Source organism: Xenorhabdus ehlersii, assembly GCF_003610465.1.
GTDB classification, from domain to species: domain Bacteria; phylum Pseudomonadota; class Gammaproteobacteria; order Enterobacterales; family Enterobacteriaceae; genus Xenorhabdus; species Xenorhabdus ehlersii.
In genome coordinates, this window is the sequence record NZ_RAQI01000001.1 from 1,237,936 (window position 1) to 1,253,695 (window position 15,760).

The 15,760-nt window shown below is 47.8% G+C and carries 11 protein-coding genes and 3 pseudogenes; 5 read left to right on the plus strand and 9 right to left on the minus strand.

Translation table 11 applies throughout. The features are described 5' to 3' along the window. Positions 1 to 12: 12 nt before the first annotated feature. The gene (locus BDE27_RS05870; RefSeq protein ID WP_099131825.1) at positions 13 to 3,180 is read right to left on the minus strand and encodes a non-ribosomal peptide synthetase; all 3,168 of its coding nucleotides are present in this window, start codon (positions 3,178 to 3,180) and stop codon (positions 13 to 15) included. 241 nt (positions 3,181 to 3,421) lie between these two features. Between BDE27_RS05870 and BDE27_RS05875 the strand changes: the two genes are divergently transcribed. From BDE27_RS05875 to BDE27_RS05895, 5 genes and pseudogenes are all read left to right on the plus strand, one after another. After that, positions 3,422 to 4,084, plus strand: coding sequence for a class I SAM-dependent methyltransferase (locus tag BDE27_RS05875; RefSeq protein WP_099131824.1), 663 nt, complete (start codon positions 3,422 to 3,424; stop codon positions 4,082 to 4,084). After that, positions 4,074 to 5,579 carry an FAD-dependent monooxygenase gene (locus tag BDE27_RS05880; RefSeq protein ID WP_167450553.1) on the plus strand — a complete coding sequence of 502 codons (1,506 nt, stop codon included), beginning with the start codon at positions 4,074 to 4,076 and terminating at the stop codon, positions 5,577 to 5,579. The genes BDE27_RS05875 and BDE27_RS05880 overlap by 11 nt, the downstream gene beginning before the upstream one ends. Before the next feature lies 1 nt (position 5,580). Beyond that, positions 5,581 to 5,727, plus strand: a pseudogene (locus BDE27_RS05885) (RNA-guided endonuclease InsQ/TnpB family protein); the annotation flags it as partial. A 123-nt stretch (positions 5,728 to 5,850) separates the two neighbouring features. Continuing rightward, positions 5,851 to 5,934 (plus strand): annotated as a pseudogene (locus tag BDE27_RS19865) (hypothetical protein); the annotation flags it as partial. Between the two features lie 25 nt (positions 5,935 to 5,959). Further along, positions 5,960 to 7,150, plus strand: coding sequence for an FAD-dependent monooxygenase (locus BDE27_RS05895; protein ID WP_099131822.1), 1,191 nt, complete (start codon positions 5,960 to 5,962; stop codon positions 7,148 to 7,150). A 5-nt stretch (positions 7,151 to 7,155) separates the two neighbouring features. Here BDE27_RS05895 and paaX read toward each other — a convergent pair whose 3' ends face one another. The 8 genes and pseudogenes from paaX to paaE all read right to left on the minus strand — a co-directional run bounded on the left by paaX (position 7,156) and on the right by paaE (position 15,759). After that, positions 7,156 to 8,097 (minus strand): phenylacetic acid degradation operon negative regulatory protein PaaX, encoded by a 942-nt coding sequence (gene paaX, locus BDE27_RS05900; protein ID WP_099131821.1) that lies wholly within the window; start codon positions 8,095 to 8,097, stop codon positions 7,156 to 7,158. A gap of 169 nt (positions 8,098 to 8,266) precedes the next feature. Continuing rightward, positions 8,267 to 9,553, minus strand: a complete 1,287-nt coding sequence (paaK, locus tag BDE27_RS05905) for a phenylacetate--CoA ligase PaaK (protein WP_120211321.1) — start codon at positions 9,551 to 9,553, stop codon at positions 8,267 to 8,269. Between the two features lie 186 nt (positions 9,554 to 9,739). Continuing rightward, positions 9,740 to 10,954: a 3-oxoadipyl-CoA thiolase gene (gene pcaF / locus BDE27_RS05910; RefSeq protein WP_099131819.1), complete on the minus strand. Its 1,215-nt coding sequence runs from the start codon at positions 10,952 to 10,954 to the stop codon at positions 9,740 to 9,742. Beyond that, the gene (gene paaI / locus BDE27_RS05915; protein ID WP_099131818.1) at positions 10,954 to 11,433 is read right to left on the minus strand and encodes a hydroxyphenylacetyl-CoA thioesterase PaaI; all 480 of its coding nucleotides are present in this window, start codon (positions 11,431 to 11,433) and stop codon (positions 10,954 to 10,956) included. The genes pcaF and paaI overlap by 1 nt, the downstream gene beginning before the upstream one ends. Further along, positions 11,423 to 13,055, minus strand: a pseudogene (locus BDE27_RS05920) (3-hydroxyacyl-CoA dehydrogenase). The gene paaI and the pseudogene BDE27_RS05920 overlap by 11 nt, the downstream one beginning before the upstream one ends. Before the next feature lie 2 nt (positions 13,056 to 13,057). Continuing rightward, positions 13,058 to 13,855: a 2-(1,2-epoxy-1,2-dihydrophenyl)acetyl-CoA isomerase PaaG gene (paaG, locus tag BDE27_RS05925; protein WP_099131816.1), complete on the minus strand. Its 798-nt coding sequence runs from the start codon at positions 13,853 to 13,855 to the stop codon at positions 13,058 to 13,060. A gap of 3 nt (positions 13,856 to 13,858) precedes the next feature. Then, positions 13,859 to 14,632, minus strand: coding sequence for a 2,3-dehydroadipyl-CoA hydratase PaaF (gene paaF / locus BDE27_RS05930; RefSeq protein ID WP_099131815.1), 774 nt, complete (start codon positions 14,630 to 14,632; stop codon positions 13,859 to 13,861). A gap of 38 nt (positions 14,633 to 14,670) precedes the next feature. Further along, entirely contained in the window at positions 14,671 to 15,759 is a 1,089-nt protein-coding gene (paaE, locus tag BDE27_RS05935; RefSeq protein WP_099131814.1) for a 1,2-phenylacetyl-CoA epoxidase subunit PaaE, read from the minus strand. Between the last annotated feature and the right edge of the window lies 1 nt (position 15,760).

Genomic DNA, 15,760 nt, shown 5'->3' on the forward strand with positions numbered 1-15,760 from the left:
CAACACTCCTGATTAATGGTGTGAATTGTTTCGGTTAAGCCGTGGAATCGGAATCGGCGCAGGTTTGGTATTAACAGAGTTCTGTAGGCTGCTAATGAGTTCGGCTTGTTGTCTTATGGTTGGCCTGATCCAGAGGTCATGCAGTAGGATATGAATATTGAATTCATTCCTTAATAATCCGGTTAATTCAGTTAACACGAGTGAGTGCCCACCGATTTCAAGGAAATTATCATTTGGGGCAGCGTCTATGCCGATCACGTGTTTCCAGCAAGCAGCAACGCGTTGCTCAATGGGGGACATCTCATTGGGAGGAAAATGTTGTTGCCTGGTCTCTTGTAATAATTGAGTCCTGTCAATTTTCCCATGTTTATTTCTGGGTAGCTCAGGAAGTAGGTAGAATTGTGAAGGAATGGCATAAGCAGGCAATGAGCGCAGTAATTGCTGTTTTATCTGGTTAATGTGGATATATTCCTCTTGAATGGGTTCAGTGAGGACAATAAATGCCACGATATGCCGTTTTTGCCCTGTTCCGGCAATTAATACGGCGGATTCCTTAACATTATCAAAATGTTGTAAAAATTCCTGAATAGCCCCCAGTTCTATGCGAAAACCACGAACTTTGACCTGATCATCCCGGCGCCCAATAAAATCAAGATTGCCATTTGGTAACCATCTGACAAGATCACCGGTGCGATAACAGCGTTCCCCATTGGGGGCAGGTAGAAAGGCTGCTGCGGAACGAGCGGCTTCATTGAGGTAGCCTTGTGCAACACCATGCCCATAAATAAACAGCTCACCGATCACGCCAATGCTAACAGGTGCCAGATCCTCATTCAGAACCTGAACGTAGGTTCCAGATAAGGGACTTCCAATGGTGATATCGTCGTCTTGGGTCAGTTCCAATCCTGTGGAATAGGTTGTGGTTTCTGTTGGGCCGTAGAGGTTGATAATTCGCACATTGGGCAGAATTTGGTGCAAACGGAGATAGAGATCGCGAGTTAAAGGTTCACCGGCAAGATTGATGACTTTTAAGTCGTTTTTCTGTCTATTGTCCTGTAAGTCGCTCTGTTGCAATGAATTATGCTGTATTAGCGCTTCAACGGCGGAAGGTACGGTATTTAGCAACGTGACATCTTCCATGATTGAAGGTTGATCGATAATATCGATGACGGAATGAATCATCTTGACGCTGGCGCCAGCGACCAAAGGTGCAAACATTTCAAAGACGGAAAGATCGAAAGTAATTGGTGTGACTGCCAGAGTGACACCCAGTTGCTCATAACTATATTCCAGATTGGCCCAACGCATTAAATTAGCGGCGTTGGCATGACTAATGGCAACACCTTTTGGTTGTCCTGTTGAACCACTCGTAAATAATATATAGGCGGTGGCGTGTAACTTGGACAGATCTACCAGTGCTTCATTCTGTTCCTGCATGAGATCGTCAAGGCACCAGTGTTCTACCCGATCAGATAGAATTAGCGTTGTGTTGTTGTGTGTAATGATCGCTTGGCATTTGGCTTTTTCTATAATTGAACTATTCAGCTCAATTGAATTGTCTGGACTAAGGGGAACATAATTTCCGCCGCATACCATGACAGCCAATAAAACAGGGATTAGGTTGATATCGCGTGGCAGTAAAATACCGACAGAGCGGCCAGATTCCAGGCCGAATGCGCGTAATGAACTGCTTATATTTGCGATACGTTTGCCTAACTCACCGTAATTAATAGATTCTGATTTGCTGAATATGGCGGGTCTATCTGGGTGTAACTGTATTTGCCGGATAACAGACGTGATCAGCGTTTCTTCAATTTCAGACAAATGCTTACGAGGCAATTGTTCCCATGTAGCCAGATACACAGCTTGGTGTATTGGGCGTTGTGGCAATGCTGACAGATTTTCTTGCGGATAGCGCACCATAGATTCGAGGGTGTGTTGAAAAAGCTCTGCCATAGCTTGTGCCAGCCACGCGGGATGCTGGGCAGGATCGATTTCGATCCGACCGAATAACTGGTCGTCATACTGGGTCATTAATACCGTGTTACTGAAAGGGCCGATACTGGTTGGTGCGATTACAGTAGACAGCGTCAGATCTTTCAGGTGTACCTTACCATAGCCCAGTAAAGCAGCGGCGACGCCTCTGGCCATGCCAGGAACATCTTGCTGAAAGATAACCGCTGAATTGGGAAGGGGGGGTTGTAATCCTTCTTGTGCCATGAGTTCAACGAGTTCGGGGTAACCTCCTCCGCTGGTGGCATGTATGGCATTACGCAATAGGTCGCCATTATTTTTGATGTAATTATGGACACTTATATCTTCAATACCGACAGGGATGGCAACGGTATTAGCCAAATAACCCACTTCTTGATGGTTATATTTATTCCTGCCATGCATGGTCACTGCAATAGGTACTCTTTGACTCATACCCAGCTTCGAAAGTGTGAGTGCTTGTGCTGCCAGCAAAATTGAATAGGGAGTCACGGAACACGTTTTGGCTAACTCATATATTTTGGCGGTATCTTCCGTGCTGAGGTTAAAATGGTGTGTCACCATTTTTCGAAAACCAGCGCTATCTTGGGTTTGCTGTGGCTGAGGTTTCGGAGGTAGTGTTTTCAGGGGTAGCGAGAGAGAAGCGTCTTGTGAAAGCATGGCACGCCAAAAATCGCGATCAATGTTTGGTGGCAGAGAATCACTTTTTTTCTGGAGGAATTCAGGATCGGCATCATTTAAGTTTTCTATCAGCAAGCCAACAGACCAGAGATCTGCAATGGCGTGATGCACCCTGACCACTAAATATAAATCATGATTTCCTGTTTCAATGATTTCTGCCTTAAATAATCGTTCTGATTCGACCCCCATAAATTCGCGAGTATCGGGGAGCAGAATTTCAGATAATGATGAATCAGGGATTTCATCCAGGAAACGAATATGACAGTACCCTGATGCTTCCGGTGGTGCTTCCACAACCCAATATTTTCCATCCTGAAATTCAAAACGCTGCCTGAGCGATGCATGCCGCCTGACTATAGCGTCAATGCGCGATTTCAATTGTTGCCCGGAAAGGGAACCATCAATGCGAAAAACGATTTCAAGAATTAAACCTGGTAAATAGGGATCAATTGCTTGTTGTAGACATAACACTTCTTGTCGTGGAGTGGCCCGTTTTTTACTTATCATAATTAATTATGTTTTCTTATGTTATTTTAAAGTTAAAAAACATTATTTATTTGGTTATGTTTTTCTGTGAAAAAATAACCAGAATAAATTCATATTTATTTCATTGTGTTATTTGTTTTTGTTGGCTGGGTTCATAATAATTGTGATCGTTTTGTGATCGATAGAATTTGACATCGGGAGAGAAAAGTCAACACAATTGATTACGTTTGCTTTACTTAAAAGTGTTGGAGGTTTTCAGAAAATGTTAAATTCTGAGAAAACAAAGAGGGTGAAAAAAGGACCTGGTTTTATTGAAACTTTCGATCGAATAGCACCTACCTATGAAGAAAAATATGGCGATAAATTGAACCTGGCACATGAGGAATGTTTGAGCATCTTGAAGAAGATGGATTGGGCATCTTTGCCGCGTAGTATATTGGATATTGGTTGTGGAACAGGCGCATTGTTGCAGCACTTACATATACGATGGCCTCAGGCCAACTGCATTGGCATCGATCCAGCCCAAGGTATGGTGGATGAAGCGATCAAACGCAGGCCATTCGCCAGATTCCTTGTGGGAATGGCAGAGGAACTGGCCCTCCCATCAGGCAGTATTGATTTGATCGTTTGTTCGATGTCGTTTGGGCATTGGTATGATAAATCTGCCGGATTACGTGAGATACGACGGATTCTTCACGCTAATGGCCTGTTTTGTCTTATCGAAAATGCACCACCCGGGTGGGGAATTAACTCTTTGATTAACTGGATTATGGGTAGTCTGGGGAGTTACATACCCGAAGCAGAAATCGTTCGCTTGGCAGAGTCGGTGGGGTTACAGCGGATTTATTCTACGACGACGGCTAGAAATATTATTGTTTCCGTTTTTCAACTTCCCAATGGAGGGCACAGCTATCATGACCAGTAATATCCGTATCACCCAACGTGTATTGGTTGTAGGCGCTGGGCCAGTTGGGCTGGCGGTTGCTGCCTCACTCTGTGAGCAGGGAATTTCGGTCGACCTCATTGATAAACGACCATCGGCTTCCTTGCATTCGCGTGCCTTTGGGTTGGAGCCGATCACTCTTGAACTGTTGAGCGCTTGGCATATTGCGGATGAAATGATACGTCGAGGTATCGTGTGGGCGGAAGCTCCTGTTGGGGATAAAAAAGGGAGAACACTCTCATTTTCAACATTGGCGCTCGAATTTCCATACATGGTAATCATTCCACAATCGTATACTGAAAGTGTGTTGACAGAGTGGGCAAATAAGGTCGGCGTCAACCTCAAAAGAGGAATGGAACTTAAGACTTTGACACCGATGGGTGAAAAAGTTGTAGTGAAGATTGAAGAAACCCAGTCACATTCGGTAACCAAGATAGAATACGATTGGGTTCTCGGTGCTGATGGTGTCAACAGTATCGTGCGTCAAGTGTTGGATATTCCTTTCGTTGGGCAGGATTATCAACATTCGTTGGTTGTGGCAGATGTGACCTTGAATACCCCTCCAACTCCGGCGGTGTATGCGCGTTCTGTTTCGAGAGGATTGGTTGCGCTATTTCCATTACCAGATGGTACTTATCGCATCAGCATTGAAGATAATCAAAGAATGGATCTGCCTGTGAAGCAACCCGTTACCAGAGAAGAGATTGCGAATAGTATGTCTGCCATTTTGGGGCAGGATTTTGGTTTAGGCGATATTTTATGGAGTGCACGCTACAGAAGTAAACAGAGGTTGGCAGAACGGTATCGGGAGGGAAAGATCTTCCTGCTTGGTGATGCGGCTCATACCCATGTTCCTGCTGGTGGTCAGGGGCTTCAAATGGGGATCGGCGATGCGGCTAATTTAGGTTGGAAATTGGCTGGAGTTATTCAGGGAACCTTATTGCCAGATATTCTGGATTCCTATGAAAACGAGCGCAGGCCGATAGCAAAAGCGGCATTAAAAAATACAGATTTACTGTTTAAATTCAATACAGCGCCGGGTATTTTGGGGCGAATGGTTCATTGGATTGGTGTGCAGGCAACCAAAATTCCCTATATCGAGAAAAAAGTTGTCAGGATGTTGGCTGGTGAAGATGCCCAATATCACTGTTTGCGTCAGAAAGGTGATCATAAGCGAGTCGGTCAGCGTTTACCGCATTTAGTGCTGTGTCACGCGGGACAGGAACGTAAGCTGACAGAAGTATTGCGGAAAAAACAATTTGTCTTAATACATAATCATGCACCAAGATTGGTATCTGCACTGCAATCATATTTTCAAACCGTTGCTCAACAATTGACGGTGGTTGAGATTATTTCCCCTAAAAAACTACTTCGAGATGGGCAGGCTACTATCGTTAGACCTGATGGCATTGTTTTGTGGTTAGGTAGTGATATTGCACAGGCAAAAACACGTTTAGATAGTTGGGTAAATCGTTAGCGTATGCGGATACACAGCGAACGCCGATGTCAACGGCGCGCGTAACATTTTAGCGGCAGGGCATGCCGTGCTTGCCTATGGAGGAGCGGTGCAGTCAGGCCGTCCGTTAAAGCAGGAACCCCCCGAAATGATTCATACTCCGGTTTGAACGTAGTAGGAATCCTCGGCCTTAGGCCGGGGAGGATGTCAACTTTCTTAATATCTATTGACTTCAATTTAACTTGAGGGCTTATAGTCCGTATCTGATGCTTCTGTCAAATCCCAAAAAGCTGATAAAGCTGGAGCAACATATTTTCGTATTATTTCTGTTATTGGTCAGAATCATTTAAATGAAGCTGCCGAAATCTGTCGGTAAATGATTCAAGGGGAGATTATTCATTATGGTATATCGCATAGACAAAAAAATCGTCATTGCCGGTGCCGGAATTGGTGGTGTCACTCTTGCCGCTCAGCTTGCTTCATTGGGTATAGAATGTGACATTTATGAACAGCAAAAGTTACTTTCTGAAGCTGGATTTGGTTTGAATATTCAACCTACAGCCGTATCAGCTTTGTATCGTTTAGGGCTTTCTGAACAATTGAATTCTGTTGGGATCCAAACGAGAGCTCATCGCTATGTGGATCATTTGGGAACTCTTCTTTTCGAAGAAGCAAGAGGCATAGAAGCCGGGTTTGATACCCCACAAATATCAATATCCCGTGCCAAGTTACTTAACCTAATATTTTCTATGGCGAAGGACAAACAAGCTTTTCACTTTGGTTCTGCATTTTCTGGTGATTTTTTTAATAAAGCGGATTGGGCGGACAAACTGATTGTGGGGGCTGATGGCATTCACTCGGCAGTGCGGCGGGCATTATTCCCTGATACTACGGAATTAAACGCTGGGGGCATAATGCTCTGGAGAGGCATGACCATTATGCCGCGGTTGCTGGATGGCCGAACCATGATTATTGCTAATGATGAAAACGGGGTTCGTCTGGTTGCTTATCCTATGTCCAAATCGCATGATTTATGCGTAGAAAGCCTTGTCAATTGGGTCATTCTTGTTCCTATGTCATATGAGACACTGCCTGAGACAGCAATCAATCATTTCCAGGCGACAAATTTCCTGCTTGATCTACTTAAAGAATGGCATTTTCATTGGTTAGATCTACAAACATTAATCACCATGAGTAAAACAATTATGCGAACCGCGATGGTAGATAAGCAACCATTAGAAAAATGGAGCCATGGTCAGTGTGTTCTGCTGGGCGATGCTGCGCACCCGATGTTTCCGGTGGGGGCAAATGGTGCAACCCAATCTATTCTTGATGCAGAAACGCTTGCCTATGCTTTATATGACTATCCTGATTTCGAATCTGCAATCGTGGCATATGAATATGTCCGTATCCCTGCTGTCTCCAAAATTGTCATGGCAAATCGTAAAATGAATGAAAGAGATCTGATGCTCCAAAACCTTGCTCCCCAAGAGCGTGGTCAAGAAATTGCCATTACGACAACCAATTACGAAACCGAAACGATTAAGGAGATGTTCGGATTGACACCATATAAAAACTTGGGGCTTCTATGAACCTTCTAATAGGCACCCATTTCACTGTGCAACCCACCAAAACGTCGGTAATACGCCGTGGTGGGTTGAGGTAATTGGCCAATGGTCGTTTCGCAATGCTCACTGACGTAGCGTGTCGCAGCAAGGCCAATGTGCTGATAAATATTTATACACAAATTACGGGCAATTTGTCCTTCCCATTGTGCGGGCAACAGGGCATCAGGCAGCAGTGGATCGCGCAGAGCTATGCGACGGTAAAAGTGGATCAGCAGCAGGCGCAATTGGAAACAGCGTTCTGGTGTCAGGTCGGCCTCATGGCAATCCCGTAGCAGTGTCATCAACGGGCGGAAGGAAACAATAAATTCGTGATAGTGTTGTGATATCTGCTCCAGTGACCAATTGTTAGAGACGAGTTCTTTCAAGCTCTGTTCCGAACGGGGGTAGGGATAATCAGCACGGAAATAGATGACAGAATCGCTGGCGTTAAGCTCCCCCAACAGGGAAGGAATGTCTCTTTGGGAATGACTTGGTGCGGCGATCAGGGTGCTGTTAAATTGCGCGAACCCGAACCAGGTCAGCTCTTTTTTTAAACGGTTACGCTCGTTTTTGGCGGTGCCTTCCAGTAGCAGCAGATCCCACTTGCCATCCCATTCTGGCTGCTCATTGAGATAGATTTTATCCTCTGCGTGACGAAATTGATGCATTCCCCGCTCGGTGATGCGGTAATAACTGCGTCGCCCTAGTTTTTCTACTGTAAGCCATCCCTCTTTTTGCAGCCTGAATACGGATGTTCTCACGAAACGGTCACTAAACCCCATCGGTTCCAGCAAGAGGCTCAAACTGCCAAGCCAAACCTCACCGCCACGGTGATTCAGGGCGTCCCCATATAAGGAGATGATCAGCGATGTTCCGCTGACAGGCTGTGCATTGAGAGCGTGTTGGATAAAATCGTCAAGTTTATGTGCCATAGTTTCTGTGATCTGCTCAAAAGTGTGTCATGACATTAGCATAACTGTATCAATGGGCTTAATCGATACGCTTAGAGAAAACCCGTCGGAGAAACACACTGTTGGGAAAAATGCCATTGAAAAAAGTGCCACCGCCGTTTCCTCTCATTTAACTTGCGGTGGCAAAAAGCTATTCGCGCGGTCGGTTGTCGATTACCCTCACCGCTTTACCTTCTGAGCGTGGAATGACCCCACAATTGACGATACTGACATCGGTGCTAAGTCCTACCGTCGATTTTATGTGATGGCGCAATTGATCACAGAGGTTGCAACGTTGTTCGTGGTTCAGCAGATTTGGCTCTTTCAGTTCAACTTTGACTGACAAGCAATCATGATTGCCCTCGTGGTTGACTTCCAATTGGTAGTGCGGTGATAGTTCCTTGATGTGCATGATCTGTTCTTCTATCTGTGATGGAAAGACGTTGATGCCACGGATAATCAGCATGTCATCGGAACGGCCGGTGATCCTGTCCATGCGACGCATATTACGTGCTGTACCAGGCAATAAGCGTGTCAGGTCGCGGGTGCGATAGCGGATCACGGGCATGGCTTCTTTGGTCAGGGTTGTGAGAACCAGTTCTCCGGTTTCGCCATCTGCCAGGTTATTCAGGTTGTCAGGATCAATGACTTCCGGGTAGAAATGATCTTCCCAAACAGTAGAGCCGTCGGCGTATTCCAGTGATTCCATGGCAACTCCTGGCCCCATCACTTCGGACAGGCCGTAGATGTCCAATGCCTTGATACCCATGCGTGTTTCAATTTCAGTACGTAAGGCAGCTGTCCACGGTTCTGCGCCAAAGATGCCAATACGTAAGGAACACGTGCTGGCATCCCCACCCATTTGGTGCTCCAGCTCATCCAGTAAAGTCAGGCAATAAGAAGGCGTCATCATAATGATGTCAGGCATGAAGTCCATAATCAGTTTCGCCTGTTTTATGGTGTTGCCACCAGACATTGGAATGACAGTTGCTCCCAATCGTTCAGCACCATAGTGTGCCCCCAAACCTCCCGTGAACAGGCCGTAACCGTAAGCAATGTGAACTTTATCTTTGGCACTGACTCCGGCAAAGCGCAGACAACGGGCAATGATATTTGCCCATGTGTCGATATCCCGTTGGGTATAACCTACCACAGTAGGGCTTCCGGTCATGCCGGATGATGCGTGGATGCGCACGACCTGCTCCATCGGGACGGCGAAGGCATTAAAAGGATAGTGTTCCCGCAGATCTTGCTTGGTGGTGTAAGGAAATTTGGCGATGTCACTGAGTTGCTTAAAATCACTCGGATGGACACCTGCTGCATCAAATTTGTGGCGGTACAGGGGAGCGTTGTTGTAGGCGTGGTTGAGGGTCCATTTCATCTGGCTAAATTGCCACGCCTGAATCTCATCACGTGAAGCAAATTCAATGGCATCCAGAGGTTGTTCAGAGGGTTTTTTTTAGGTTTTGTACGTTGTTGCTCATAGTTTCCTGTCCTTTTGTTGATTTGTTTGTAACAGGTTGCTTTTGTCGTTATGTGCACGTAGTGATATGCAGGTGTTGGTTAAGTCAGGTAACTGTGTATCAGTTTGTTGTTGTAAAAATGATCGTTGTGAAAATAGCTGTTATGAAACACGTTCAATAATCATGGCGATGCCTTGTCCCACGCCAATACACATGGTGCACAAGGCGTAACGTCCGGCATGTCGCTCCAGTTCAAGGGTGGCGGTCAGTGCAAGGCGGGCACCGCTCATACCGAGAGGATGTCCTAGTGCAATCGCCCCTCCGTTCGGGTTTACGTGCCCTGCATCATCCGGTAACCCCAGTTGGCGCATGACAGCCAGTGCTTGTGCGGCGAAAGCCTCATTCAGTTCAATAACATCCATTTGATTTAGGGTTAAGCCTGTGAGTTCCAGTACCTTGCGAATCGCAGGCAGTGGCCCGATCCCCATGATGCGTGGTTCAACACCACATGTTGCTGTTGCGATGATGCGCGCCCGTGGTGTCAGCCCTTGGCGTAGGGCTGCCGTTTCTGAGGCGATGATCAGTGCCACCGCACCATCGTTAACACCGGAAGCGTTACCCGCAGTAATGGTGCCGCCTGTACGGAATGGGGTTTTGAGCCGTTGTAATTGTTCGAGCGTCGTTTCTGGTCGGGGATGTTCATCCTGTGAAATGATCGTTGCGACGCCTTTTTTGTTGGCTGGAGGCAGAGTAACAGGGATGATTTCCTCGGCCAGTACGCCACGTCGTTGCGCTCTGGCGACACGTTGCTGGCTGCGCAGGGCGAAGGCATCCTGATCATCACGGCTAATTTTAAATTGGGCTGCCACATTTTCTGCCGTTTCTGGCATGGAATCTGTGCCGAATTGTTGTTGTATCAACGGGTTAATGAAGCGCCAGCCAAGGGTCGTATCAAAGATCTCTGCCTGTCGGCTGAAAGCGCTGTTTGCTTTGCCCATCACAAAAGGAGCGCGGGTCATAGATTCAACGCCACCCGCCAATATCAGTTGAGCGTCGCCGGATTTAATACTGCGAGCGGCGAAGGCCAGTGCATCCAAGCCTGAGCCGCATAACCGATTGACTGTCGTGCCAGAGACCGAATTTGGCAATCCTGCTAACAATAGTGCCATACGTGCAACGTTGCGATTATCTTCTCCTGCCTGATTAGCACAGCCGAGGATCACATCGTCAATTTGTTCCCAATCCAATGCTGGATAACGAGTCATCAATGCCCGTAGCGGCAGGGCCGCCAGATCATCAGCCCGCAGGCTGGATAGCGCACCACCATAACGGCCGATAGGTGTACGGATACCATCACAGATAAATGCATGATTCATTATTGCTCTCCCTGACGATGTGGCTGGGTTTTTTCCACAGTATTGCCAGAAATAGGGTGACTGAGACGATAGGAGTAACCGCGGAAAAAAGCCACAACTTTGCTATTCTGGTTAATGATCTCCACGTCGTACAGGCCAGTATTTTTGCCTTGATGCCGAACAGAAGCGGTGGCGGTCAGTTGATCACCCACTAATGCCGGACGGATAAAATCAATGCTGCCGCTGGAAGCGACGGCTGCCCTCCCCTCGCTGTTACAGGCATAGGCGAAAGCCGTATCCGCCAGGCTGAACAAAATGCCACCGTGACAACTTTGATGACCATTGAGCATGTTGGGCACGATCTTCATACTGAGTCGGGCGAACCCGATATCGATATGCTCAATGTGCATTCCCATATTTTGGGCGCAGGCATCCTGGGCATACATGGCTTCAACGTGATGGTGAGCCAGTTGACTTGCCGCGTTATCATTATCTTGCATGGTCAACCCCTTTCTTGTGTTTTGGAGCCTGCTGGAGAGGGAGTTTGGTATGTCCCGCCGCGAGTTGGCGCAGCAAGGGCACTGGGCGGTAACGGGGTTCCCCATAAAACTTCTGCAAGTTTTCTAACGTACTGAGAATATGTTTCCAACCCAACTGTTCACCCCATGTCAGCGGGCCGATGGGATAATTCACACCATGGCACATGGCCAGATCGATATCTTCAGCGCTGGCGATACCTTTATTAACGGCATCCAATGCCTCGTTACACAACATAGCAACGGTACGCATGGTTAGCAGGGCGGGATAATCCGGCAGGAGAATAACTTGCTTACCGAGGGATTGCAGAAAACCGATCACCTTTGCTGTTTGTTGGGGCGTATTCTGGCAGGCGGCACTAAGAGTAATGATAGAAGCTAATTGGTGATTGGCAGAAAGATCAAATTGCACCACGGGCGCCCTGACTTCGTCGGCAATCTGTGCACTGGTTCTCCCTTTGGCCAGAATCAAGAGAATTTCATCAACCTGTAAAGTCGGGGAGTGGAATCGGTCATTTTTGCTTTCTTCGAAGATGATTCCATATTGCTGTAACTTAGGCTGTTGTAGCAGGGCAACAAAGTGTGGCAATGCTGCCCAATTTCCTGTCGCCTTGATCCGCACTGGCTGTTTTTTGCGCTTTAGCGTGTTTCGGCTCTATTTTAGGCTGTGGCTGGGTTTCTTTTGTTCCACCGTTTTTTCTTATACTGTTGTTTCCTTTTATATCATAGGCATAGAAACCACGACCGCGTTTGCGTCCAAGATGATCGGCATCCACCAGCTCTTTTTGCAGTAGTGAAGGCAGGAAGCGGGGATCGTAATGGAAGGCATGAAACAGAGATTCGGTCACGGTATAGTTAATGTCATGGCCAATCAAATCCATCAGTTGTAATGGTCCCATCGCAAAACCGCCAGATTCTTTGAGGACGGCATCCAATGTGGCGGGTGTCGCAATCCGTTCTTCCAGTGCGCGCAGGGCTTCAGCATAGAATGGACGGGCGATGCGATTGACGATAAACCCCGGCGTAGAACGGCAAATCACAGGCTGTTTTTTCCAGCCAGTCACGAGGGTTTTGAGTGTTGCTACGGTTTGAGGGGCGGTTTCTAAACCTTGTACGATTTCCACCAGCTTCATTAGGGGGGCTGGATTGAAAAAATGTAGCCCTGCCATGCGCTGCGGGGTCGACAGCACACGGGCAATGGCGGTAATCGACAATGATGAAGTATTGCTGGCAAACAGGGTCTGGTGTGAACAAATGGATTCCAGTTGCTGGAAGAGATCCTGTTTCGCTTCCAGTTGTTCGACAATGGCTTCGATCACCAGACCACACGGTGCCAGCGCATGTAAGGCATTCACTTGCGTGATGCGTTGTAACAGGGTTTCTGTTGCACTGGCTTCAGCTTTGCCTGCTTCCACACGTTGATGCAGACGGGTGCGTAAATTGTCCAGTGACTGACTGACCGCTTCGCCATTGAGGTCAAACAGCAGGACGGAATGTCCTGCCTGAGCTGCAACCTGGGCAATGCCGATGCCCATTGTTCCCGCACCGATAACGGCTATGGGGCCGTGGAGGTGAGGCGTGGTCATGATCATTTCCCCTTGAACGTTGGCTGGCGTTTTTCAATGAACGCATTGACACCTTCACGGAAATCTTCGCTATGCCCGCACTGGCGTTGTAAATCTCGTTCGAGAGCAAGCTGTTGTTCCAGTGTATTGGTTGCGGCTGCATAGGTGGCTTGCTTGATACAGCTAAGGGCCAAGGTAGGTTGGGTAGCAAGGTGTAGGGCGAGCTTCTGGGTTTTCTCTTCCAACTCTTCTGGCTCAACGACTTGCCAGATCATTCCCCAATCCCGTGCTTGTTCAGCGCTGATTTTGTCGCCCAAAAGTGCCATCCCCATTGCCCGCGCTTGTCCAATCTTATGGGGCAGGAACCAGCTACCGCCAGAATCAGGTGTCAGGCCAATACGGCAGAAAGCCTGAATAAAACTGGCGGTACGGGAGGCGATCACAATATCACAGGCCAGGGCAAGGGAGACACCAGCACCCGCCGCCACGCCGTTGACGGCGCAGACAATGGGCTTAGGTAGGGAAGTCATACGCCGGATCAGTGGGTTGTAGTAGCGTTCAACAGATTGGCCGAGATCAGGGATACTGCCATCAGAAATGATGGCATTGCGATCATTTAAATCTTGTCCGGCACAGAAGCCGCGTCCGGCTCCGGTGAGCAGGATACTGCGTACGGACTTATCCTGTTCAGCAATATCCATTGCCTGACTTAATTGTTGGTGCAGTTCCTCGTTAAAGCTATTGAGGCATTCTGGACGGTTGAGAGTAATGCTAAGGACACCTGCTTGTATATCAGTCAGTACCGTTGACATGTTTTCCATCTATCAGAACCCCTTAAATGTTGGTTTACGTTTTTCCAGAAAGGCGGAGATGCCTTCCTGACGATCGGTTGTACCTGCCAAAGCAACAAAGTGTTGGCGTTCGGCGAGTAACCCTTGTGACAGACTTGTTTCTTGTGCGGCTTTGAGGGCTGCTTTGGCTGCCCGCAGTGCCAGAGGGGAAAATTCACTGATGCGTTGTGCGATCTGCTCTGCACGCTCTAATGTCAGAGCATCAGTGCAAACTTCGCTGACCAGCCCCGCCTCCAGGGCGCGATGGGCATCGATAGCCTCGCCGGTCAATACCATCTGGCCAGCCAATGCCTTGCCGCCGCTGCGGATGAGTCGTTGTGTTCCCCCCGCCCCTGGCATCAGCCCCAGGGTGATTTCTGGCAGACCAAAACGGGCGTTTTCTCCACAAATCACCAAATCACAAGCCAATGCCAGTTCGCAGCCCGCGCCAAGTGCGTAGCCATTGACAGCAGCGATCAGGGGCTTGCTGATATTATTTAAACGTTGCCAAAGTTGTGGACGGCGATCAGTCATAGCTGTAGCAATGTTTTGTTGTTGTAGTTCTTTCAGGTCGGCACCTGCCGCGAAACAGCGCGCTGATCCCGTAATAACAATGGCTCCGGTTCCGTTATCCGTATCCGCGAGTTCCAATTGCTGCACGAGTTGTTCCAGACAATCATTACTGAGGGCATTACGCACTTCTGGCCGATTTAGGGTCAATGTGCGTACCCTTTGCTGCTGGTGGCATAAAATCCATTCCTGACTCATGGTAGTTCCTCACAAGCATATCAAGTATATGAAAGTGGCTAGACATCAAAATCGACAACTACGCCATCACCTTTCGGCCATGATTGGCAACTTAAGATATAACCGGCAGCCAATTGATCGGGTTCTAGGCTGTAATTGACCCTCATGTCCACTTCGCCGGATTTAAGCTGACATTTACAGGTAGCGCATACTCCTCCTTTGCAGGCGTAGGGTAAGTCTGCGCCCTGGCGCAATGCGGCATCGAGGATACTGTCATCTTCGGCGTTCATGGCAATGTTGAGGGTGCGACCATCCAGATGGATCTCAACGCGAGTCTCACTGCGTTCTGTGAGATTGGCAGGTCGGGAATTTATTGTGGCTTGTCCGGTATTGAAACGTTCACTATGGATACGCTTAGCAGGTATTCCCACCTGTTCCAGGGCAGAATGAGCGTCATCCAACATGGCTTCCGGTCCACAGAGAAAAGCATGGTCAAATTGGGTAAAATTGAGCAGGGTTTTGCCAATGAGGTTCAGGTGTTCAGTATCAATGCGTCCGTTAAACAGTGGGCTATCAGTGGATTCCTGACTAAACAGGTACAGCACCTGAAAACGGCTCAGGTTGCAATTCTTCAGATCGGCCAGCGTTTCTTTAAACATGACAGAGCGACTGGTGCGATTACCATAAATAAGCGTAAAAGTGCTATTGGGTTCTAGTGCCAGCGTACTTTTGATGATCGATAAAATGGGAGTGATACCCGAACCGGCGGCGATAGCCAGATAATGCCCCTGTTGGCCGATATTGGGGGGATGACCAAAATTGCCTTGTGGCTGCATGACTTCCAGCTCATCCCCGACTTTTAATTGTTGGTTGATGAAGGTCGAAAAGCGGCCTTGATGAATAGCTTTGACACCAATTTGTAATACATCATCCAACGGTGAGCTACAGATAGAATAGCAGCGGCGTAGTTCTTCGTTATTTATTTTCGCCTTGAGTGTCAGGTGTTGGCCAGGGTGATAGCAGAACTGTTTTTTCAGCTCAGCAGGAATATGCAGGGTAACGACCACAGCATCCGGCGTTTCCCTTTCGATGGCGGCAATGCTTAAGTGGTGAAAGCCATGTGAGCGTGTTTGATGCAAAGTGGACATC